We start from the raw sequence: 21951 nt of genomic DNA, 5'->3' as shown, positions 1-21951 counted from the left end.
CCAGATGTGGAAGCCCGGTAACGGGTGGAGCTGACTGGTACTAATAGGCCGAGGGCTTGTCCTCAGTTGCTCGCGTCCACTGTGTTAGTTCTGAAGCAACGAACAGTTGCTGGTTTCAGAGCTGGAACACAACTATAAAGTGTGCTTGTTCGCTCGAAACCGATAGGGTTTCGGTGGTCATAGCGTTAGGGAAACGCCCGGTTACATTTCGAACCCGGAAGCTAAGCCTTTCAGCGCCGATGGTACTGCAGGGGGGACCCTGTGGGAGAGTAGGACGCCGCCGAACAATCATTGTAGAAAGCCCCGTACCGGGTATCCGGTACGGGGCTTTTCTGCGTTCTGGGCCCCTGCCGGTTCCTGTAGGGTCATGAGGCATCGTTCGTACGTTCAACAGTGGAGGCCCCCGGGTGGAGGTCCAGGAGACTCGGGTTCAGACGGACCGAATTTTCACCATTCCGAACATCCTGAGCATGGCTCGTCTCGCCGGCGTGCCCCTGTTCCTCTGGCTGATTCTGGAGAAGCACGACGGCTGGGCACTGGCCGTGCTCATGCTCAGCGGGGTCAGTGACTACCTCGACGGGAAGCTGGCGCGGCGCTGGAATCAGATCAGCAACCTCGGCCGGCTGCTGGATCCTGCCGCGGACAGGCTGTACATCCTCTCCACGCTCTTCGGCCTGACCTATCGAGACATTCTGCCGCTGTGGCTCACCGGGGCCCTGGTGGCCCGTGAGCTGATGCTGCTGGTCATGGTCTGGATCCTGCGCCGTCACGGCTATCCGCCGCCGCAGGTCAACTTCCTCGGCAAGGCCGCGACCTTCAACCTGATGTACGCCTTCCCCCTGCTGTTGCTCAGTGACGGTACGGGTTGGTTGGCCTGGATGGGGTCAGTTTTCGGATGGGCGTTCGCCGGATGGGGTACAACCCTCTACTGGTGGGCAGGAATCCTTTACGTGGTGCAAGTCCGCCGGCTTGTGAAGGCGGACGCCACGGCCGATTGAGCTCGCTCGGCGTGCGGCTGACGCGGAGGAGTTGCGGAGTCACCGTCCGGGACGGGTGAGGTCGGCGAGAACGTCGTCTCCCAAGGAGGACTCTCCCGACATGAAGGCCGTCGTGATGGCCGGTGGCGAAGGCACTCGCCTTCGCCCCATGACCTCAAGCATGCCCAAGCCGCTCCTGCCGGTGGCCAACCGGCCGATCATGGAGCACGTGCTCAGGCTGCTCAAGCGGCATGGGCTCAGCGAGACCGTTGTTACCGTCCAGTTCTTGGCGTCACTCGTCAAGAACTACTTCGGTGACGGCGAGGAGCTCGGAATGGAGCTCACCTATGCCAACGAGGAGAAGCCACTCGGCACTGCCGGCAGCGTGAAGAACGCCGAGGAGGCCCTGAAGGACGATGCCTTCCTCGTCATTTCCGGCGATGCGCTCACCGACTTCGACCTCACCGATCTCATTCGCTTCCACAAGCAGAAGGGCGCACTCGTCACGGTGTGCCTGACCCGGGTGCCGAACCCACTGGAATTCGGCATCACCATCGTGGACGAGGAAGGCAAGGTCGAGCGCTTCCTCGAAAAGCCGACGTGGGGGCAGGTGTTCTCGGACACCGTCAACACCGGTATCTACGTGATGGAGCCCGAGGTCTTCAATTACGTGGACCCGGATGTTCCGGTCGACTGGTCCGGCGATGTCTTCCCGCAGCTGATGAAGGAAGGCCGGCCCATCTACGGCTATGTGGCCGAGGGCTACTGGGAAGACGTCGGCACGCACGAGAGCTACGTCAAGGCACAGGCCGACGTACTCGAAGGCAAGGTCCAGGTCGAGATGGACGGCTTCGAGATCTCGCCCGGCGTGTGGATCGCCGAAGGCGCCGAGGTGAGCCCTGACGCCGTGCTGCGCGGGCCGCTGTACATCGGGGACTACGCCAAGGTCGAGGCGGGCGTGGAGATCCGCGAGCACACCGTCGTCGGGTCGAACGTCGTCGTGAAGAGCGGGGCCTTCCTGCACAAGGCCGTGATCCACGACAACGTCTACATCGGGCCCCACAGCAATCTGCGCGGATGTGTCATCGGCAAGAACACCGACATCATGCGGGCCGCCCGGATCGAGGACGGGGCCGTCATCGGTGACGAGTGTCTGGTCGGTGAGGAATCGATCATCCAGGGGAACGTGCGGGTCTACCCCTTCAAGACGATCGAGGCAGGCGCCTTCGTCAACACGTCGGTGATCTGGGAGTCACGCGGTCAGGCGCATCTGTTCGGCGCCCGTGGCGTCACCGGCATCCTGAACGTGGAGATCACCCCCGAGCTGGTGGTCCGGCTCGCCGGCGCGTACGCGACGACCCTCAAGAAGGGTGCCACGGTCACCACGGCCCGCGACCACTCCCGCGGCGCGAGAGCGCTCAAGCGGGCGGTGATCTCGGCTCTGCAGGCCAGCGCGATCAACGTACGGGACTTGGAGAACGTACCGCTGCCGGTGGCGCGGCAGCAGACCGCACGGGGTTCCGCGGGCGGGATCGTGGTGCGGACCTCGCCCGGAGTGCCGGACTCGGTCGACATCATGTTCCTGGACGAGCGGGGAGCCGACCTCTCGCTGCAGCAGCAGCGGAAGCTGGACCGCGTGTACGCGCGGCAGGAGTACCGGCGGGCGTTCCCGGGCGAGATCGGCGACCTGCAGTTCCCGGGCAGCGTCTTCGACGCCTATACAGGTTCCCTGCTGAGGCGGGTGGACACGACCGGTGTCGCCGATTCCGGTCTCAAGGTGGTCGTGGACGCCTCCAACGGCAGTGCCGGACTGGTCCTGCCCAGCTTGCTGGGCCGGCTCGAAGTGGACGCGCTGACGATCAACCCGGGGCTCGACGAGTCGCGGCCGACGGAGACCGCGGAGTCCCGGCGGGCCGGGCTGGTGCGGCTCGGGGAGATCGTCGCCTCGGCGCGGGCCGCCTTCGGGGTCCGGTTCGACCCGGTGGGAGAGCGGATCTCCCTCGTGGACGAGCGCGGTCGGATCATCGAGGACGACCGGGCGCTGCTCGTACTCCTCGACCTGGTGGCCGCGGAGAAGCGCAGCGGCAAGGTGGCGCTGCCGGTGACCACGACCCGGATCGCCGAGCAGGTGGCGGCGTACCACGGGACGCAGGTGGAGTGGACGACCACCTCGCCCGACGACCTGACGCGTGTGGGCCGGGCCGAGAACACGATCTTCGGCGGGGACGGCCGGGGCGGCTACATCGTTCCGGAGTTCAGCAGCGTCTTCGACGGGTCGGCGGCGTTCGTCCAGCTGATCGGACTGGTGGCGCGGACACAGCTCACGCTGAGCCAGATCGATGCGCGCATACCGCGAGCCCATGTACTCAAGCGGGACGTGCCGACTCCGTGGGCGGTGAAGGGGCTCGTCATGCGGCGGGTCGTGGAGGCGGCCGGGGACCGGCAGGTGGACACCACCGACGGCGTGCGGGTGGTCGAGGCCGACGGGCGGTGGGCGCTGGTCCTGCCGGACCCGGCGGAGGCGGTCACGCACCTGTGGGCGGAGGGTCCCGACGACGCGTCCGCGCAGGCGCTGCTGGACGAGTGGGCGGGCGTCGTGGACGGCGGCGGGCACTGAGCGCCCGCGGCTGACGGGACGGTGTCGTCCGGTGGGCGGGGTGCGGCGGATGTCGCTCCCTGTCCACCGGACGGGCGCATTCGGTGCGGGCGGCGCCGACATGCGACGATGAGCGGCATGTCGCAGCCGCCCCACAACCGGAGTTCGGCGCCGGCGCCTCCCGCGCGCCCGGACGCGTCCATGTCGCTGCTGACGCACGTGATGGACCACAGTCTCGACGAGGGCTATGCGCAAGCGTCGGCCCGGCGCGAGGCGGACGGCACCGCGGGTCTGCCGCGCACCCTGAAGGCCAAGCTTGCGCTCGCCGCCGGCCTCGTGCTCGCGGCCATGGTCGTCACGCTGGGTGCCGCCCAGGCGCGGATAGCCGCGCCGGTGCTGGCCAAGGAGCGGCAGGAGCTGATCGACCGGGTGCAGCGGGCCGACGAGCACGCGGACGGCCTGGAGCGGGACATCGAGCGGCTCCGGGAGAACGTCGCGAGCCGCCAGCGTGAAGCGCTCAAGCAGCACGGCGGGGACCAGGGGCAGCTCGTGGCGCTGCTGTCCGGTGCGACGGAGGTCCAGGGACCGGGTCTGAAGCTGGTCGTGGACGACGCCAAGGGTTCCTCTTCCGGCGGTGGCGGCAAGCCGCGCGAGAACGCCGGGTTCTCGGACACCGGCCGGCTGCGGGACCGGGACATGCAGAAGATCGTCAACGGGCTGTGGCAGTCCGGCGCCGAAGCGATCTCGATCAACGGGCAGCGGTTGACGGCGTTGTCGGCGATCCGGGCCGCGGGTGACGCGATACTGGTCGACAACAGGCCGCTGGTGCCGCCGTACGAGGTGCTGGCGGTGGGGGACAAGAAGCGGCTCGGGACGTCGTTCCAGGACTCCGCGGACGGCCAGTACCTGCATGCCCTGCAGGAGAACTACGGGATCCGCGCCACCTTGTCCCCGGCGGACGAGCTGCGGCTGCCGGCCGCGTCGAGCCTGACCGTACGTACAGCTACAGCAGAAGAGCCGAAGAAGGGTGCATCGTGATCGCGGTACTGGGCCTGGTGGCCGGAGTGGTGGTCGGGCTTCTGGTCCGGCCCGAAGTGCCGGCCGTCGTCGAGCCTTATCTGCCGATCGCCGTGGTGGCGGCGCTGGACGCGGTGTTCGGGGGCCTGCGCGCGATGCTGGACGGCATCTTCGTCGACAAGGTCTTCGTGGTGTCGTTCCTGTCGAACGTCGTGGTCGCGGCGCTGATCGTCTTCCTCGGCGACAAGCTGGGCGTCGGCTCGCAGCTCTCCACCGGTGTGGTCGTGGTCCTCGGCATCCGCATCTTCTCCAACGCCGCGGCCATCCGCCGGCACGTGTTCCGGGCGTGAGGCCGATGAGTACGAACGACAACCCGCCCGAGGAGCCGATGGGCTCTGAGCTGCCGCCGCAGGACGAGCCGGCGAAGCCCGCAGGGCCGGCGGCAGGTGAGGGAGCCGAGGCCGGCCAGGCCGCTCAGGACGCGAAGCCCGCCGAGCCCGCGCAGAGCGGTCGGCGGCGGTTGGTGGAGTCGGTGTGGCCGCCGCGCGTGAGCCGGGCCCAACTGATCGTCGCGCTGCTCCTGTTCGTCCTCGGGCTGGGCCTGGCCATCCAGGTGCGCTCGAACAGCGACTCCAGCGCGCTGCGCGGGGCCCGTCAGGAGGACCTCGTGCGGATCCTCGACGAGCTCGACGGGCGGACCAAGCGCCTGGAGGACGAGAAGCAGCGGCTGGAGGACCAGCGCAAGGAGCTGGAGAGCAGCTCGAACCAGGCCGAGGAGGCCCGTCGGCAGACGGTCGAGAAGGAACGCCAACTCGGGATCCTGGCCGGTACGGTGGCGGCGCAGGGACCGGGCATCACGCTGAAGATCACCGATCCCAAGGGCCAGGTGCAGTCGGACCAGCTGCTGGACACCCTTCAGGAGCTGCGGGCGGCCGGGGCCGAGGCGATCCAGGTCAACGGTGTGCGCATGGTGGCGAGCTCGTTCTTCTCGGAACAGGGCGGCGGGATCGGCATCGACGGTAAGAAGATCACACAGCCTTATGAGTTCAAGGTGATCGGCAAGCCGCAGGATCTGGAGCCGGCCCTGAACATTCCCGGCGGTGTCGTGCAGACGCTGGAGAAGGAACAGGCCACCGTCGCCGTCACACGGTCGGCGAAGATCGTTGTGGATGCCTTGCGGGCTGCGAAGCAGCCTGACTACGCTCGGTCGTCATCGTCGTGACGCGGGACGGAGTGCGGACGGGCTCACGCGGGCTGATGCCTGCGGGGGGTCGGCGCACTGAAGTCGTGTCGCGTGGTGGAAACTGTCTGGTGGTTACGGACGTTGTGAGAATGTCCGGGTCGGCAGGTATGTGCATTCGGAGTTCGTCCTGCCCCACGGGCGGGTCTGTTTCGTTCAAGGGGAATCGCCCGTGAAGTTGTTTGAGAAGTTGTTCGGCAAGAAGAACCGCGAGGAAAGCGGTGCGGCCAAGCACCGTGCGGGGCAGGGAGAGGTGGAAGGGCAGGGCGACCGGCCGCTCTTCCGTGACGAGGTCGCCGGCGCGGGGGATGTTTCGGGCGCGCCGGGCGCGTCGTCTGTTGACCCTGCCGGTTCCGGACGCATAGGTTTCGGTGAACCATCAACCTCAAGTTCGGGTGGAGGGTTTGCCCCCGACCCGTATGCCACCAATGCCTCCGCGGGGCAGCCGCGGCGCGAGGAGCCGTCCATGTCGGCCGAGCAGGTTTGCAGCAGGTGCGGACACCGCAGCGATGCGGCCAGCCGGTTCTGCTCCAACTGCGGCGCGCCGCTGCGGGCGGGCCTGACGCCGGAGCGTGCCTCGGAGACCACGTCCACCATCTCGATCTCGGGCCTCGAGGCCTACGAGGCCGAGGTGTCGGGACAACAGCACGTGTCGTCCTCGCTGTCCCCCGAGGCCCAGGCCGCGGTGGAAGCTCTGCCTCCGGGTTCCGCTCTGCTCATCGTGCGGCGCGGCCCCAATTCCGGCAGCCGCTTCCTCTTGGACGGTGAGCTGACCACGGCGGGGCGGCACCCGCAGAGCGACATCTTCCTGGACGACGTCACGGTCTCCCGGCGGCATGTCGAGTTCCGCAGGAGCCAGGACGGCGGATTCACCGTCGCCGACGTGGGCAGCCTCAACGGCACGTACGTGAACCGTGAGCCGATCGACTCGGTCGCCCTGCACAACGGCGACGAGGTGCAGATCGGCAAGTACCGGCTGGTCTTCTACGCGAGCCTGCGGGGCGTCTGACCTCCTCCGGACTCCGTCCGGGGGAAACCCCAGAGGGAAGGTCCCATGCTGCGTATCCCCACCGGCGGTGCCCCGAAGAGCGGCACCGCCGGCAGCGGCTCGGCCGGACGGCTGGTGAGCATCGGCACGGTGCTCACCCTGCTGCGCGACGAGTTCCCCGAAGTCACGATCTCGAAGATCCGCTTCCTGGAGGCGGAGGGACTCGTCGAACCCCGGCGCACACCTTCCGGATACCGCAAGTTCAGCACCGAGGACGTCGAGCGGCTGGCCCGGATCCTGCGGCTGCAGCGGGACCACTACCTGCCGTTGAAGGTCATCCGCGAGCAGCTGGACGCGCTCGCGCGCGGTGAACAGATCCGCATCCCCGCGCCCACGGCGCACGGGGACTCCGTCGATCCCGCGAGCCCTTGCGCCGTCTACGGCGAAGTGGGCCGGGAGCGGGCCACCGCGGCCCGGGTCAGGCGCGCCGAGCTGCTCGCCGCGGCCGAGGTGGAGGAGGCGCAGCTCGCCGAGTGGGAGTCGTACGGGCTGATCGGCGAGGCCCCGGGCGGCGGGTTCGACGCCGAGACGGTCACCGTGGCCCGGCTGGTGGCGGATCTGGGCCGGTTCGGGCTGGAGCCGCGGCACCTGCGCGCCATGAAGGCGGCCGCGGACCGCGAGGCGGGTCTGGTGGAGCAGGTCGTGGCACCTCTTCGGCGGCACCGCAACCCGCAGACCAGGGCGCATGCCGAAGCGACCTTGAAGGAGCTCGCGGGGCTGTCCGTACGGCTCCACGAGGCCTTGGTACAGACCGCGCTCGGGGTCCGTCTGCGCTGACCTCGGGGATCCCCGAGGGGGCCCGACTACCCAAACCTGCCGAGCAGGTCCTAGGGTTGCTGTGTGAACGAGCTCGACGTTGTGGGTGTCCGGGTGGAAATGCCCTCCAACCAACCGATCGTGCTCCTGCGTGAAGTGGGAGGCGACCGGTACCTCCCCATCTGGATCGGACCAGGGGAGGCGACCGCCATTGCCTTCGCGCAGCAGGGCATGGCCCCCGCCCGGCCGCTGACGCACGACCTGTTCAAGGACGTGCTGGAGGCGATCGGCGAGGAGCTCACCGAGGTCCGGATCACGGATCTGCGGGAGGGCGTCTTCTACGCGGAGCTTGTCTTCGCCAGCGGGGTCGAGGTGAGCGCGAGGCCTTCCGACGCCATAGCGCTCGCCCTGCGTACCGGAACGCCGATCTACGGGAGCGACGGCGTGCTGGACGACGCCGGAATCGCCATTCCGGACGAGCAGGAGGACGAGGTGGAGAAGTTCCGCGAGTTCCTCGACCAGATCTCCCCGGAGGACTTCGGTACCGGCCCGCAGTGAGCCGCGACCGCGCCGTCCACGCCGCGTGTCCACGGGGGAGTATCAGCCCATTCGGTGAGCCTTTCCCCGGTACAGGACACGGGAAACCACTCTCAGGGTGATTATCACTCGGCGTGCCGAGTGTGGCGATCGTTGACGCACCCCTGGTGACTGCCTACCTTCGAGGGGGCAGGTCAAGGACGGAGGGTCGGCGTGAGAGTCACGGGCGACGGTACGACCGGGGGCACCCCCGTGCGGAGTGACGGTGGGCCGTACCCGCTCCACGGCAGTGCGGCGGGTTCCGCGCGCCGTCAGCCGGACAGTGCGCCGGTCGCGCCTGCGGGCGCGGACGCGGCACCCGAGCAGGTGGGCTACCGGGGACCGACCGCGTGCGCCGCGGCGGGCATCACGTACCGCCAGCTCGACTACTGGGCGCGGACCGGGCTGGTGGAGCCCACGGTGCGCCCCGCGTACGGCTCCGGGACGCAGCGGCTCTACAGCTTCCGGGACGTAGTCGTCCTCAAGATCGTCAAGCGCTTCCTGGACACCGGGGTGGCGCTGCAGAACATCCGGACCGCCGTCCAGCACCTGCGCGACCGCGGATTCTCGGATCTTGAGCGCATGACGCTGATGAGCGACGGCGCCACCGTGTACGAGTGCACCTCGCCGGACCAGGTCGTGAGCCTGCTCCAGGGCGGGCAGGGCATCTTCGGCATCGCGGTGGGCGTGGTCTGGCGCGACGTGGAGAACGCACTGTCCCAGCTGCACGGCGAGCGGGTCGACACCGGCGAGACGGTGGTCGGCCACAACTCGACGGACGAGCTGGCCGCGCGGCGCAACCGGGCCGGCTGAGCACCCTTCCCGGCGCGGTCCGAGGACGCCGGGCCCGGCCCCGGCCGAATGTCAGTGGCATGAGGCAGCATCGGGGCTGTGAGAGCCGCGCCGACCATCCTGCACCTGGACATGGACGCCTTCTACGCCTCCGTGGAGCAGGCGTCGAAGCCGAGCCTGCGCGGGAAGGCCGTGATCGTCGGCGGGCTCGGACCGCGCGGGGTGGTCGCCACCGCCTCGTACGAGGCCCGGCGCTTCGGGGTGCACTCGGCGATGCCGACGGCCCAGGCGCGCCGGCTCTGCCCGAACGGCGCGTACCTCATCCCGCGCTTCCGGCTGTACCAGGCGGTCAGCGAGATCGTCATGGGGCTGCTGAGGGAGCTGTCCCCGCTGGTGGAGCCCCTCAGCCTGGACGAGGCCTTCGTGGACCTGGAGGCGGGCGGGACCGCCTTCGACTCGAAGAGCGCCAGGGAGACGGGGGAGCGGCTGCGGGCGGACATCCGGGCCGTGACCGGGCTGAGCGGCTCCGTGGGGCTCGCGGGGTCCAAGATGCTGGCCAAGGTGGCGTCCGAGGAGGCCAAGCCGGCCGGGCTGCTGCTGATCGAGCCGGGGACCGAGCGGGAACTCCTCGCCCCGATGTCGGTGCGGACGCTGCCCGGGGTGGGACCCGTCACGGGGGAGCACCTGCGGCGCGCCGGGATCACCACGGTCGGGGAGCTGGCCGAGGCCGGCGAGGACGAGCTGGTCCGGATGGTCGGGCGCTCGCACGGGGTCGGGCTGTACCGGATGGCGCTGGGGCTGGACGACCGGCCGGTGGTCGCCGAGCGCGACGCGAAGTCCGTGTCGGTGGAGGACACCTTCGACGTGGACCTGCACGACCGGGTACGGATCCGGACCGAGGTGCAGCGGCTCGCCGACCGGTGCGTGCAGCGGCTGCGGGGCTCGGGGCACTCGGGGCGCACGATCGTGCTGAAGGTGCGGCGGTACGACTTCTCGACCCTGACCCGCTCGGAGACGCTGCGGGGGCCCACCGACGACCCCGCGGTGGTGCGGGAGGCCGCGGCGCGGCTGCTGGAGGGGGTGGACACCACGGGCGGGGTCCGGCTGCTGGGAGTGGGCGTGACGGGCCTCGCCGACTACACGCAGGAGGACCTGTTCGCGCAGTCGATGGCCGCGGAGGCGGAGGCGGAGGCGGAGGCGGCCGCCGAGGCGGCTGCGGAGGGCACGGCCGCCGAGCCCCATGGTGCCGCGCAGACCGCGGGGCCGGGAGCGGCTGGAGGGCTTGGAGGGCCTGGAGGGTCTGCAGAGGCCGTGGAGTCCGCAGGGCCGACCGTGGAGCCCGAGCCGGCCCCGGAGCGGCGCTGGGCGGCCGGGAGTGACGTACTGCACGCCGTCTACGGGCCCGGGTGGGTGCAGGGCAGCGGGGTCGGGAGGGTGACCGTGCGGTTCGAGCAGCCCGGATCGGCGCCGGGCCGCGTGCGCACCTTCCGGGTGGAGGACCCCGAGCTGGAGCTCTCCGATCCCCTGCCCCTCGTAGGGCTGGACGATCCGGAGGCGGCCTGGGGAGCGGCTCGTCGGCAAGGCACGACCTAGGGAGCGTCGTCCCCGTTCGCCAGGTGGCCGAAGTCCCGCTGGATGTCCGACGGGAGGGAGACGTCCAGTCCGTAGTGGTGGTAGAGCTGCAACTCCTGTTCGGGGGAGAGGTGGCGGCCCACGCCGAAGTCCGGGGCGTCCTTGATGAGGGAGCGCTCGAAGGGGACCCGCAGGGTGTCGTCGACGACCTCGCTCGGCTCCAGCGGGACGAAGGCGTCCCGGCTGAACAGGCCCGTCCGGACGGCGGCCCATTCGGGCACACCCGTGGCATCGTCGAGGTAGACCTCGTCGACGGTGCCGATCTTGGTTCCGTTGCGGTCGAACGCCTTGCGGCCGATCAGGCTGCGCGGATCGATGTCGGTCTGCACGGTCCCTCCATATGGTCGCAACTCCTCCGTAATGACTACAGAAGGGCATTTCCGGAGTGCAGGCCACTCGAGGCAGGTGCCGGAACCTCGCTGGTAGGCTGGGTGACGGCTGTTGACCCTGTGCGGGAGAGTCCTCCGAGTGAGTACGACGGAGGCGCCGAAGGAGCAAATCCTCCCCGGAATCTCTCAGGCATACGTACCGCACGTGAAGAGGCCACTCTGGAAAGCAGGGGCGGGTACCGGGCGCAGTGCCGGTTCCCCTCCTCACCGACGGTGAAAGCCGGAATCCGCGGGCCATCCCCGCGACTCCGGTGAAGCTCTCAGGTTGAGATGACAGAGGGGGAGGCCGTCCGGGTGCCCGCGCCGTGGTGCCCCTCGCAGGTCGTACGACCCAGGAGGCCTCCGTACATGACCGCCAACCGCATTCCGCTCTCCCAGCTGGAGCGAGGCATCCCCTTCGAGCAGCGCCACATCGGCCCGGATGCCGAGGCGCAGGCGAAGATGCTCGCCCACGTGGGCTACGGCTCGCTGGACGAACTGACCGCCGCCGCGGTACCGGATGTGATCAAGAGCGCCGAGGCGCTGAACCTGCCCGAGGCGCGGACCGAGGCGGAGGTGCTGGCCGAGCTGCGCTCTCTCGCCGACCGCAACCAGGTCCTGGCCCCGATGATCGGTCTCGGCTACTACGGGACCTTCACCCCGCCGGTGATCCTGCGCAACGTCATGGAGAACCCGGCCTGGTACACGGCGTACACGCCGTACCAGCCCGAGATCTCCCAGGGCCGCCTGGAGGCGCTCCTCAACTTCCAGACCGTCGTCGCGGACCTCACCGGCCTGCCGACCTCCGGCGCCTCCCTGCTCGACGAGGGCACCGCGGCCGCCGAGGCCATGACGCTGGCCCGCCGCGTCGGCAAGTCCAAGGGCAACATCTTCCTCGTCGACGCCGACGCGCTGCCGCAGACCATCGCCGTGATCGAGACCCGCGCCGAGCCGATCGGCATCGAGATCGTCGTCGCCGACCTCTCCGAGGGCATCCCGGCCGAGGTCGCCGAGCGCGGCGTCTACGGTGTGCTCCTGCAGTACCCGGGCGCCTCCGGTGCCGTACGGGACATCAAGCCGGTCATCGACCAGGCGCACGGCCTCGGCGCGATCGTCGCCGTCTCCGCCGACCTGCTCGCGCTGACCCTGCTGACCTCCCCGGGCGCGCTCGGCGCGGACATCGCCGTCGGCACCACCCAGCGCTTCGGCGTCCCGATGGGCTTCGGCGGCCCGCACGCCGGCTACATGGCCGTCCAGGACAAGCACGCCCGCTCGCTGCCGGGCCGCCTTGTCGGCGTCTCCGTGGACGCGGACGGCAACAAGGCGTACCGCCTGGCGCTCCAGACCCGCGAGCAGCACATCCGCCGCGAGAAGGCCACCAGCAACATCTGCACCGCGCAGGTGCTGCTCGCCGTCATGGCCGGCATGTACGCCGTCTACCACGGCCCCGACGGCCTGCGGACGATCGCCCGCCGTACCCACCGCTACGCGGCCCTGCTCGCGGCCGGTCTGAAGGCCGGCGGGGTCGAGATCGTGCACGGCTCGTACTTCGACACCATCACCGCCCGGGTGCCCGGCAAGGCCGCCGAGGTCGTCGCCGCCGCCCGCGAGGGCGGGGTCAACCTGTACCAGGTCGACGCCGACCACGTCTCCGTCTCCTGCGACGAGACCACGCTGCGCGCCGGCGTCGAGGCCGTCTGGGCCGCCTTCGGCGTGAGCGCGGACCTCGAGGTGCTGGACGGGACCACCGCCGACGCGCTGCCCGAGGGCCTGCTGCGCTCGGACGACTACCTGGCGCACCCGGTCTTCCACCAGCACCGCAGCGAGACCGCGATGCTGCGCTACCTGCGCAAGCTGTCGGACAAGGACTACGCGCTGGACCGCGGCATGATCCCGCTGGGCTCCTGCACCATGAAGCTCAACGCGACCACCGAGATGGAGCCGGTCACCTGGCCCGAATTCGGCCAGCTGCACCCGTTCGCCCCGGTCGAGCAGGCCGAGGGGTACCTCACGCTCATCACCGAGCTGGAGGAACGTCTCTGCGAGGTCACCGGCTACGACAAGGTCTCCATCCAGCCGAACGCCGGCTCCCAGGGTGAGCTCGCCGGTTTGCTGGCCGTCCGCGCCTACCACCGGGCCAACGGCGACGAGCAGCGCACCGTCTGCCTCATCCCGTCCTCCGCGCACGGCACCAACGCCGCCAGCGCCGTGATGGCCGGCATGAAGGTCGTCGTCGTCAAGACCGCCGACGACGGCGAGGTGGACGAGGCCGACCTGCGCGCCAAGATCGAGCAGTACCGCGACGAGCTCGCCGTACTGATGATCACGTACCCCTCGACGCACGGTGTGTTCGAGGAGCACGTCGCCGACATCTGCGCCCAGGTGCACGACGCCGGCGGCCAGGTCTACGTGGACGGCGCCAACCTCAACGCCCTCGTGGGCCTGGCCAAGCCGGGTCACTTCGGCGGCGACGTCTCGCACCTGAACCTGCACAAGACCTTCTGCATCCCGCACGGCGGCGGCGGCCCGGGCGTCGGCCCGGTCGGTGTCCGGGCGCACCTGGCCCCGTACCTGCCGAACCACCCGCTCCAGCTGACCGCGGGCCCGGAGACGGGCGTCGGTCCGATCTCGGCGGCGCCGTGGGGCTCGGCCGGCATCCTGCCGATCTCCTGGTCGTACGTGCGCCTCATGGGCGGCGAGGGCCTCAAGCGCGCCACCCAGGTGGCGGTGCTCGGCGCGAACTACATCGCCAAGCGCCTGGAGCCGCACTACCCGGTGCTCTACACCGGCCCGGGCAACCTGGTCGCGCACGAGTGCATCATCGACCTGCGCCCGCTGTCGAAGGCGACGGGCGTCAGCGTGGACGACATCGCCAAGCGCCTGATCGACTACGGCTTCCACGCGCCGACCATGTCCTTCCCGGTGGCCGGCACGCTGATGATCGAGCCGACGGAGTCCGAGGACCTTGCCGAGATCGACCGTTTCTGCGACGCGATGATCGCCATCCGCGCCGAGATCGACCGGGTCGCGGGCGGCGAGTGGCCGGTGGACGACAACCCGCTCGCCAACTCCCCGCACACCGCGGCGGCGCTGGGCGGCGAGTGGAACCACCCGTACAGCCGTGACGAGGCCGTCTTCCCGGGCGGGGTCACGGCGGCGGAGAAGTACTGGCCGCCGGTGCGCCGCATCGACGGTGCCTTCGGCGACCGCAACCTGGTCTGCTCCTGCCCGCCGCTGGACGAGTACGACAACTGACATATTCGTATGACGTGACGGCATGACGGAGGGGCCGGTCCGGGAGAATCATTCCCGGGCCGGCCCCTCGTCGTTCTCTTCTGCTCCGTTCCCGTTCAGTGCTGTCGCCGACTAGGCCGCCTTCATCACCTGCGCCGCCGCGAGCGGGCGGTGCGGGGCGATGATCTGGCCGTCCGGCAGCAGCTCACCGGTGTCCTCGAAGAGCAGGACGCCGTTGCACAGCAGGCTCCAGCCCTGTTCCGGGTGGTTGGCCAACGGCTTGGCGGCCTCCCGGTCGGCGGAGTCGGCTGACGGGCACGCTGGCTGGTGCTGGCACATGGATGCGTTCTTTCGCTGCGGTGTGGTCTGTGTGCTGCGGCTCGATGCTTTGTTCATGGCCGCCCCCCGTATCAACGTCTTGGTTTGGTCAGGGTCCCAGTGTTGCCCTCCGGAGTTGCGTCCGCAGGGATTTCCCGGCAGCTGTCCTCATAGATTGATGACGCATCACTCGTGCGGGCGGTTCAGGTCAACTCCCCTGTCATTTCGGATGGTTCGGGGGTGGCCCGACTGGGCTAGACCGAATGGGCAGTATGGACCAGCAGCAGGGAACGCACCTGCTCAGACCCGCCGCACCGCGCCCCGGACCCCGCTCAGGCGGCCGGCGCGGCCAGCGACGGCGGGACGGGCGGGCTCGGCGGAGTGAGCCGGTGCGTCATCACGGGCAGCAGTTCGGACACCGGGTGCGGCCGGTACGGGGCGATGCCGGGCGGGGCCGGAGCCAGCGGAACCAGCAGATCCGCGGCGGCCGGCAGCCCGGCGGAGGGATCGGCGCCGACCGCCCCGTGCAGCCACAGCGTCAGCATGTACAGCTCCGGTACGGAGAGTAGCCGCGGCTGGTAGCTCTTGCCGAGCGATTCCGCCTGGCGCAGGGCGCGTTCGGTGGCCGCGACGTAGGGACCCTCGAAGAAATGGGAGAAGACCCAGCCGTCCGGCGTCAGCCGGGTGTCCGCGGCGGCGACGTAGCGGTCGCCGCTGCGGATCAGGAACCGCCAGGCGGTCAGCCGGGTACGGGGCGGGCGGCCCCCCGCTGCCAGCTGGGAGATGTTCAGCCGGTCCAGGACGTGGACGGGCAGTGCCAGTTCGGCGGTCATCGGGCCCTGCAGCGCGCGCAGGGCCGGAGTGTGCGCCTCGTGGACGGCGGTGGGGGAACCGAGTGCCGCGAGGACGCTGCGCAGGGCGGGCGCGGGAGCCGGAGGGACATGCAGCGGCATGGTGGGTCGCCTCTCACTTGGGAGACCTGTGGAACGGGGCAGGTGCGGACGGCGCTGTCGCATTCTGGGGCCAGAGGGGGGCTGAGGGGCAATGGCCGCGCGCCAACTCTCTGCCTCGTTTGCGGAGTTTATACGACATGTGTTCACGCAGTGTTTCGGCTAGCTGTCCCGCCTATTGCCGACAAGGCGCTTACCGGTCCCGCTGGCATGGCTTTCATGCCGGTTGCGCGCGAACATGTCGCTCTGACCTCGGAGGTTACCGGACGGGGGCTCGGCTGGAAAGCGTCCATTATCCGGAACCGGCAAAACCCATGCGGAATTTGCATACGACATCTTGCCAGGTGAATGTGCCATAGCGCCCTTCGGCCAAACCGGCGCGCGCTCCCCGCCACGCACGCCCCCTCGGCGTTATCGATCTCGCCTCCGGGGCATCATCGACCGTACACGCGCGCCTGGGTGGCATGGGCCAGGCGCAATCGAGGAGGGACGCTCCGATGGGGGAGAAGGTCGTGGCGGGCGGATTCGACCTGTCCGATCGGCAGAAGTATCGGAGGAAGCTCCACGAGTGTCTGGAGGGGCTGGAGCGGCTTCTGGCGGAGAAGAGGTTCGATCGACCGAAGAACATGATGGGACTGGAGATCGAGCTGAATCTGGCGGGTTCCGACGGGTTGCCGAGAATGGTGAATGCCCAGGTTCTGGAGCGGATAGCGAGCCAGGATTTCCAGACGGAACTCGGAATGTTCAACCTTGAGGTCAACGTACTTCCGCACCGGCTCGGCGGCCGGGTATTCGACCGGCTCGCCGAGGAACTGAGCGCGGGGCTCGGCTATGCCCACCGGCAGGCCGCGGAGATCGACGCCGGCGTGGTGATGATCGGCATCCTGCCGACGATCACCCGCTCCGACCTGGTCACCGCCAACCTGTCCGCGGTGGACCGCTACTCGCTGCTGAACGAGCAGATCCTGATGATGCGCGGCGAGGACTTCCTGCTCGACATCGACGGGGTCGAGCGGCTCACCTGGAGCACCGGGTCGATCGTCCCGGAGGCCGCCTGCACCTCCGTACAGCTGCACCTGCAGGTGACGCCGGCCCGGTTCGCCGACGTGTGGAACGCGGCGCAGGCGGTGACCGCCGTACAGATAGCCGTCGGCGCCAACTCGCCGTTCCTGTTCGGGCGCGAACTGTGGCGGGAGTCGCGGCCGCCGCTCTTCACGCAGGCCACCGATACCCGGCCGCCCGAGCTCCAGGCCCAGGGGGTGCGGCCGCGGACCTGGTTCGGGGAGCGCTGGGTGGAGTCGGCGTACGAGCTCTTCGCGGAGAACGTCCGGTACTTCCCGGCGCTGCTGCCCATCTGCGACGAGGAGGAGCCGCTGCGGGTGCTCGCCGAGGGCGGGGTGCCGAGCCTGCAGGAGCTGGTCCTGCACAACGGAACGGTCTACCGGTGGAACCGGCCCGTGTACGGGGTCGCCGACGGGATCCCGCACCTGCGGGTGGAGAACCGGGTGCTGCCGGCCGGGCCGACGGTCGCCGACGTGGTGGCGAACGCCGCCTTCTACTACGGGCTCGTCCGGACGCTCGCCGACGAGCAGCGGCCGGTGTGGACGCGGCTGCCGTTCGCCGAGGCGGAGGCCAACTTCGACGCGGCCTGCCGGTACGGGATCGACGCGCGGCTGCGCTGGCCGCGCCGGGGCCGGGGCGGTGGCCTCGCCGGCGTGTCCGCCGTGCGCCTGGTCCTGGACGAGCTGCTGCCGATGGCGGCGGCCGGGCTGGACGCCTGGGGCATCGAGCCCGCCGACCGGGACCACTACCTCGGCATCATCGAGGAGCGCTGCCAGCGGCGGGTCAACGGGGCGACCTGGCAGGTGGACACCTACCACCGCGCGCTCGCGTCCGGAATGGGAAGGGACGAGGCGCTGGCCGCCATCACCCGGCGCTACAGCGAGCTGATGCACAAGGGCGACCCCGTGCACACCTGGCCGGTCGGACTGGCGGACGAGGAGGTGAGCGCGGCGGTTCCGGTACGGCGCTGACCGGCGGCTCCGCCCGCGTTCCGGGTCCGGTGATCCCCTTCCCCGTCCGAAGAGGCAGTATGGGGTGGACGAAGCGGAACGGCGGGACGGGAGTCTGATGTGCGGGCGGATCCGGAGCCGGTGGCCAAGGCGTTGCACGAGGACGGGCGGGGGGTCCTGCGCACCGAGACGCTGCTCGTGCTGGCGCTGTCGCTCGGGGCGAGCGCCGTCTCCTCGCTGATCAGCTTCATCGGCTCGCTGACCAAGCCGGGCGGCCTCAAGGACCAGGCCGCCACGCTCAACGGCTCGTACGCCCCCGGTCGGCCCTGGCTGGACCTGGCCTGGCAGCTGTTCGGCATCGGCACCGCGCTGGTGCCGGTGCTGCTGGTCGCCCACCTGCTGACCAGGGAAGGCGTGCCGGGGCTGCGGGTACTGGGTTTCGACCGCACCCGGCCCGGCTGGGACCTGGGGCGCGGAGCCCTGGTCGCGGCCGGGATCGGGAGCGCGGGGCTGGCCTTCTACCTGGCGGCGCGGGCCAGCGGCTTCAACCTCACGGTGGTGCCGGAGGCACTGCCCGACGTGTGGTGGAAGTTCCCCGTGCTGATCCTCTCCGCCCTGCAGAACGCGGTGGTGGAGGAGATCATCGTGCTGGCCTACCTGCTGCGCCGGCTCGACCAGCTGGGCTGGTCGCCGATGGCCGCGCTGCTGGCCAGCTCGGTGCTTCGCGGCTCGTACCACCTCTACCAGGGCATCGGCGGCTTCCTCGGCAACATGGTGATGGGCGTCGTCTTCGTCCTGGCTTACCGCCGTTGGGGCCGGGTGGGGCCGCTCGTCGTCGCGCACGCGCTGCTCGACATCGTGGCCTTCGGCGGGTACGCCCTGCTCGCGGGCAAGGTGGGCTGGCTGCCGACCCCGTAGGCGGACACTCCTGCGGACCCTTCTAGGTCGTGTCGTCAAAGTCCCGTCTGGCCGGCGGGCGGCCGACGCTACTTTGACGACATTCCCTAGGGGCGGGCCAGCAGTTCGCCGTCGATGACGGTGACCGCGTTACCGGTCAGGAGCGTACGGTCGCCGGCCAGCCGGACCGCGACGCGGCCGGTGCGTGCCCCGCCCTGGAGGCCGACGAGTGAGGTACGGCCCAGCCGCGCGGCCCAGAACGGCGCCAGCGCGGTGTGGGCGCTGCCCGTGACCGGGTCCTCGTCGATCCCGAAGGCCGGGAAGAAGCCGCGGGAGACGAAGTCGTACCCGCGCGAGGGGTCCTCGGCGGCCGCGGTGACGATCACCCCGCGGCGGGCATGGCCGCGCAGAGCGGCGATGTCGGGGGTGAGCTCCCGTACGGCCCTTTCGTCCGCCAGCTCGACGAGCAGGTCGCCGATGTGCTCGGACGTGTCGTGGACGGACCTGATCTCCGCGCCGAGGGCGTCGAGCACGGCGGGCTCCGCCTCCACCGGGGTCAGTGAGGACGTCGGGAAGTCCATCGTGATCGTGCCGTCCCCGGCGGCCCGGGCGGTGAGGATGCCGCACCGCGCGGAGAACCGGATCAGCCCCGTGGCCAGGCCGCTCGTCGCGATCACGTGCGCCGTGGCGAGCGTGGCGTGGCCGCACATGTCGACCTCGGCGGTCGGGGTGAACCAGCGCAGGGCCCAGTCGGCGTCCCCGCCGGGCGGCAGCGGGCGGGCGAAGGCGGTCTCGGAGAGGTTGACCTCGGCGGCGACCTGCCGGAGCCAGGCGTCAGGGGGGAACTCCCCGTCGAGGAGGAGGACTCCGGCGGGGTTGCCGCGGAAGGGGCGGTCGGTGAAGGCGTCGACGATTCGGAGGCGCATGGACCGACGGTAGGGCCGTTTCTTGATCGTCGACAAAGGCCGTTCGCGGATGACCGGCCTGGTCACGCATGTGTTCGGTACGAGTTTCCGATATATCGTTGACGCATCGCGATGGGTCAACGATAGTAGAGGCATCGCAAGAGCGATGACATGAAACCGAAAGACGAAAGGAGCGCAGTCATGCGTTCACACGGACAGTACGAACACGAGCACGGACGGGGCCACGGCCACTGCGGGCCCGATCGTCGGGAGGAGTTCAAGGGGCGGCGCGCCGCCTTCGGCCCGTTCGGGCCGCCCTTCGGCGGCGGCCCCTGGGGCGGGCGCGGCGGACGCGGTGGACCGCGCGGCCGGGCCCGGCGCGGCGATGTGCGCGCCTCGATCCTGGCGCTGCTGAAGGACCGGCCGATGCACGGCTACGAGATGATCCAGGAGATCGGCGAGCGCAGCGGCGGGGCCTGGAAGCCCAGCCCGGGATCGGTCTACCCGACCCTCCAGCTTCTTGAGGATGAGGGGCTCATCTCCAGTGAGAGCGAGGGCGGCAAGAAGCTGTTCACGCTCACCGACGCCGGCCGCACCGAGGCCGAGTCCGGCTCGGAGGCCCCGTGGGCCGACGCCGGGCGCGGGTTCGACTTCGAGGCGATGCACGAGGTCCGTACGGCCGGAATCGGCCTGTTCGAGGCCTTCGGCCAGGTCTTCAAGACCGGCTCGCCCGAGCAGCGCGAGAAGGCCCTCGCGGTCATCAACGACGCCCGCAAGAAGCTCTACCTGATCCTGGCCGACGAGCACTGAGCCGGCCGGCCGCATGAAAACGGCGCACCCCGCGAGTCCTCTCGCGGGGTGCGCCGCCGTATCCGGGTACCCGCCGGGGGGTGGTCGGTCAGGCGACCAGGCCGGCGAGCTTGCGGAGCGACTCGTTCAGGGCCGCGGTGGCCGAGTCCTTGAGCTTGCCCGCCATCAGGGAGACGGCGGCCCCGTTGAACTCCCCGTCGATGCGGACCGTGGTGGCCGCGCCGTCGGGTACGAGGGTGTACCGGGTGAGGATGGCCACGCCCATCGGGCCCTTGCCCGTGATGGCGAAGAGGCGCTCGTCCTCCAGCTCCGAGACGGTCCAGGCGACCTCGGCCGGGAAGCCCATCATCTTCATGTTCTCCGCGAAGGTCGCCCCGACCGCGAGGGTCTCGGGTCCGCCCTTGGGGAAGTTGGTGTGGGTCATGCTCCACTCGCCGTACGCCGCCCAGTCCGTCAGCTGGGCCCAGACCTTCGCGGCGGACGCCTCGATGCGTGATTCCGCGGTCACTTCGGCCATGAGGCCACCCCTTCTCGTCGGGTACGTGCGGCGGAAGATAGCCCCGGTGGGCGGAACATTCAATACTGACGACCTGTCAGAAATCATCGGCCCGGTCACGCCCGGTCTCGGATCCGTCTCAACAGGTGTCACACCTGTGACGGTGCTGACCGACCCTGCCATGATGGCCCGATGCAAGCGTCAGGGAGAAACGCCGGACTGGGCCTCGCGCTCGTCTCGGCGGTCGCGTTCGGTGGTTCCGGTGTGGCGGCGAAGCCGCTGATCGAGGCGGGTCTGGACCCGCTGCACATGGTCTGGCTCAGGGTGGCCGGGGCGGCGCTCGTGCTGTCCCCGCTCGCCTGGCGCCACCGCCGGCTCCTGGTGCGCAAACCCCTGCTGCTCGCCGGCTTCGGCATCGTCGCCGTCGCGGGCGTGCAGGCCTTCTACTTCGCCTCCCTGTCGCGGATCCCGGTCGGCGTGGCCCTGCTGCTGGAGTACCTGTGACCGGCGCTGCTGCTCGGCTGGATCCGCTTCGTGCAGCGCAAGCCGGTGACCCGGGCCGCCGCGGCCGGCGCCGCCGTCGCCGTCGTGGGGCTGGCCTGCGTGGTGGAGATCTGGTCCGGGCTGAGCCTGGATCCGCTCGGCGTGCTGCTCGGCCTCGCCGCCGCCTGCTGTCAGGCCTTCTATTTCGTGTTCGCGGACCACGGCGCCGACGGTGGAGCCGAGGACGACGTGCCCGACCCGATCGGCGTGATCGCGTACGGCATGCTCATCGGCGCGCTCGTGATGACGGTGATCGCCAGGCCGTGGCAGATGGACTGGCAGGTGCTGGGCGGGCAGGCCGCGATGGGGGACCTGAGGGTGCCCGCGTGGGCCCTGCTCGGCTGGGTGGTGCTGGTCGCGACGGTCTTCGCGTACCTGACCGGCGTCGTCTCGGTGCGCAAGCTCTCGCCGCAGGTGGCCGGGGTCGTCGCCTGCCTGGAGGCGGTCGTGGCCACCGTGTTCGCCTGGATCCTGCTGGGCGAGCACCTCTCGACCCCGCAGATCATCGGCGGTGCGCTGGTGCTGGGCGGGGCCTTCATCGCGCAGTCGGCGCGGCCCACCCCGCCGGGTGCGGCCGATCCGGAATCGGTCGTTCTGGACCGCGAGACGACGAAAGCCTAGGGTGGCGATCGTGCACTCGACCGTCCTTCCGCCTCCCGCCGCGTAGCCGCGGGCAGCTGCCCCTGCGAAGAGGATCCGGCCCTGGGGAGTTCCCGGGCGGATGCGCGCTGCCCGCGAAGCGATGACCTTCCCTTTCATCCTTCACGCATGCGCGGAGCACCCT

The 21951-nt window shown here is 70.0% G+C and carries 19 protein-coding genes, 1 rRNA gene, 1 pseudogene and 1 riboswitch; of the genes and pseudogenes, 16 read left to right on the top strand and 5 right to left on the bottom strand.

The genetic code is table 11. The annotated features are described in order from the left end of the window. The first annotated feature begins 169 nt into the window (after positions 1–169). From rrf to ACFXGI_RS01955, 11 genes are all read left to right on the top strand, one after another. A 5S ribosomal RNA gene (gene rrf / locus ACFXGI_RS02005) occupies positions 170–286 on the top strand. Positions 287–407: 121 nt separating this feature from the next. Beyond that, positions 408–998, top strand: a complete 591-nt coding sequence (locus ACFXGI_RS02000) for a CDP-alcohol phosphatidyltransferase family protein (RefSeq protein WP_099893875.1) — start codon at positions 408–410, stop codon at positions 996–998. Positions 999–1098: 100 nt separating this feature from the next. Continuing rightward, positions 1099–3594, top strand: a complete 2496-nt coding sequence (locus ACFXGI_RS01995) for a sugar phosphate nucleotidyltransferase (RefSeq protein WP_384701789.1) — start codon at positions 1099–1101, stop codon at positions 3592–3594. A gap of 108 nt (positions 3595–3702) precedes the next feature. Continuing rightward, the gene (locus ACFXGI_RS01990) at positions 3703–4611 is read left to right on the top strand and encodes a DUF881 domain-containing protein (RefSeq protein ID WP_384701786.1); all 909 of its coding nucleotides are present in this window, start codon (positions 3703–3705) and stop codon (positions 4609–4611) included. Then, positions 4608–4940, top strand: coding sequence for a small basic family protein (locus ACFXGI_RS01985; protein WP_030158423.1), 333 nt, complete (start codon positions 4608–4610; stop codon positions 4938–4940). Before ACFXGI_RS01990 ends, ACFXGI_RS01985 begins: the two co-directional genes overlap by 4 nt. Before the next feature lie 5 nt (positions 4941–4945). Next, a complete protein-coding gene (locus tag ACFXGI_RS01980; protein ID WP_384701782.1) occupies positions 4946–5812 on the top strand; it encodes a DUF881 domain-containing protein in 867 nt (288 codons plus the stop codon). Between the two features lie 130 nt (positions 5813–5942). Further along, entirely contained in the window at positions 5943–6839 is an 897-nt protein-coding gene (locus ACFXGI_RS01975; protein WP_078861325.1) for an FHA domain-containing protein, read from the top strand. Between the two features lie 45 nt (positions 6840–6884). Next, complete coding sequence (locus tag ACFXGI_RS01970) at positions 6885–7655, top strand: MerR family transcriptional regulator (RefSeq protein ID WP_384701778.1); 771 nt, start codon at positions 6885–6887, stop codon at positions 7653–7655. A gap of 63 nt (positions 7656–7718) precedes the next feature. Continuing rightward, positions 7719–8192 (top strand): bifunctional nuclease family protein, encoded by a 474-nt coding sequence (locus tag ACFXGI_RS01965; RefSeq protein ID WP_030009777.1) that lies wholly within the window; start codon positions 7719–7721, stop codon positions 8190–8192. 192 nt (positions 8193–8384) lie between these two features. Beyond that, the gene (locus tag ACFXGI_RS01960; RefSeq protein WP_384701775.1) at positions 8385–9023 is read left to right on the top strand and encodes a MerR family transcriptional regulator; all 639 of its coding nucleotides are present in this window, start codon (positions 8385–8387) and stop codon (positions 9021–9023) included. 78 nt (positions 9024–9101) lie between these two features. After that, entirely contained in the window at positions 9102–10595 is a 1494-nt protein-coding gene (locus tag ACFXGI_RS01955; RefSeq protein ID WP_384701772.1) for a DNA polymerase IV, read from the top strand. On the opposite strand, the gene ACFXGI_RS01950 is transcribed toward ACFXGI_RS01955, so the two are convergent. Then, the gene (locus ACFXGI_RS01950; protein ID WP_384701769.1) at positions 10592–10963 is read right to left on the bottom strand and encodes a PRC-barrel domain-containing protein; all 372 of its coding nucleotides are present in this window, start codon (positions 10961–10963) and stop codon (positions 10592–10594) included. The genes ACFXGI_RS01955 and ACFXGI_RS01950 overlap by 4 nt on opposite strands. A 113-nt stretch (positions 10964–11076) precedes the next feature. Beyond that, a riboswitch (glycine riboswitch) is annotated at positions 11077–11175 on the top strand. Between the two features lie 196 nt (positions 11176–11371). Here ACFXGI_RS01950 and gcvP point away from each other — a divergent pair. Beyond that, a complete protein-coding gene (gene gcvP, locus ACFXGI_RS01945) occupies positions 11372–14257 on the top strand; it encodes an aminomethyl-transferring glycine dehydrogenase (RefSeq protein ID WP_384701766.1) in 2886 nt (961 codons plus the stop codon). Between the two features lie 111 nt (positions 14258–14368). Here gcvP and ACFXGI_RS01940 read toward each other — a convergent pair whose 3' ends face one another. Continuing rightward, positions 14369–14575 carry a DUF5999 family protein gene (locus tag ACFXGI_RS01940; RefSeq protein ID WP_308284656.1) on the bottom strand — a complete coding sequence of 69 codons (207 nt, stop codon included), beginning with the start codon at positions 14573–14575 and terminating at the stop codon, positions 14369–14371. Between the two features lie 311 nt (positions 14576–14886). Further along, complete coding sequence (locus ACFXGI_RS01935) at positions 14887–15507, bottom strand: hypothetical protein (protein WP_384701763.1); 621 nt, start codon at positions 15505–15507, stop codon at positions 14887–14889. A 494-nt stretch (positions 15508–16001) separates the two neighbouring features. Here ACFXGI_RS01935 and ACFXGI_RS01930 point away from each other — a divergent pair, with 494 nt between their 5' ends. Both ACFXGI_RS01930 and ACFXGI_RS01925 read left to right on the top strand, forming a co-directional pair. Then, a complete protein-coding gene (locus tag ACFXGI_RS01930; RefSeq protein WP_384701760.1) occupies positions 16002–17537 on the top strand; it encodes a glutamate-cysteine ligase family protein in 1536 nt (511 codons plus the stop codon). Positions 17538–17636: 99 nt separating this feature from the next. Next, positions 17637–18434, top strand: a complete 798-nt coding sequence (locus ACFXGI_RS01925) for a CPBP family intramembrane glutamic endopeptidase (protein WP_384701758.1) — start codon at positions 17637–17639, stop codon at positions 18432–18434. A gap of 86 nt (positions 18435–18520) precedes the next feature. Here ACFXGI_RS01925 and ACFXGI_RS01920 read toward each other — a convergent pair whose 3' ends face one another. After that, entirely contained in the window at positions 18521–19339 is an 819-nt protein-coding gene (locus tag ACFXGI_RS01920; protein WP_384701755.1) for a PhzF family phenazine biosynthesis protein, read from the bottom strand. Between the two features lie 180 nt (positions 19340–19519). On the opposite strand from ACFXGI_RS01920, the gene ACFXGI_RS01915 reads away from it, so the two are divergent. Further along, on the top strand, positions 19520–20128 hold the full coding sequence (locus tag ACFXGI_RS01915) for a PadR family transcriptional regulator (protein ID WP_384701753.1): 609 nt from the start codon (positions 19520–19522) through the stop codon (positions 20126–20128). A gap of 88 nt (positions 20129–20216) precedes the next feature. Here the strand turns inward: ACFXGI_RS01915 and ACFXGI_RS01910 are convergent, their stop codons facing one another. Next, on the bottom strand, positions 20217–20645 hold the full coding sequence (locus ACFXGI_RS01910; RefSeq protein WP_384701750.1) for an SRPBCC family protein: 429 nt from the start codon (positions 20643–20645) through the stop codon (positions 20217–20219). Between the two features lie 171 nt (positions 20646–20816). On the opposite strand from ACFXGI_RS01910, the pseudogene ACFXGI_RS01905 reads away from it, so the two are divergent. After that, positions 20817–21788: pseudogene (locus ACFXGI_RS01905) on the top strand (DMT family transporter). The last annotated feature ends 163 nt before the right edge of the window (positions 21789–21951 follow it).

Source organism: Streptomyces sp. NPDC059355, from assembly GCF_042752335.1.
Taxonomy (GTDB): domain Bacteria; phylum Actinomycetota; class Actinomycetes; order Streptomycetales; family Streptomycetaceae; genus Streptomyces.
The sequence above is the reverse complement of the archived record's forward strand: the minus strand, read 5'-3'. Positions and strand labels throughout refer to the sequence as shown.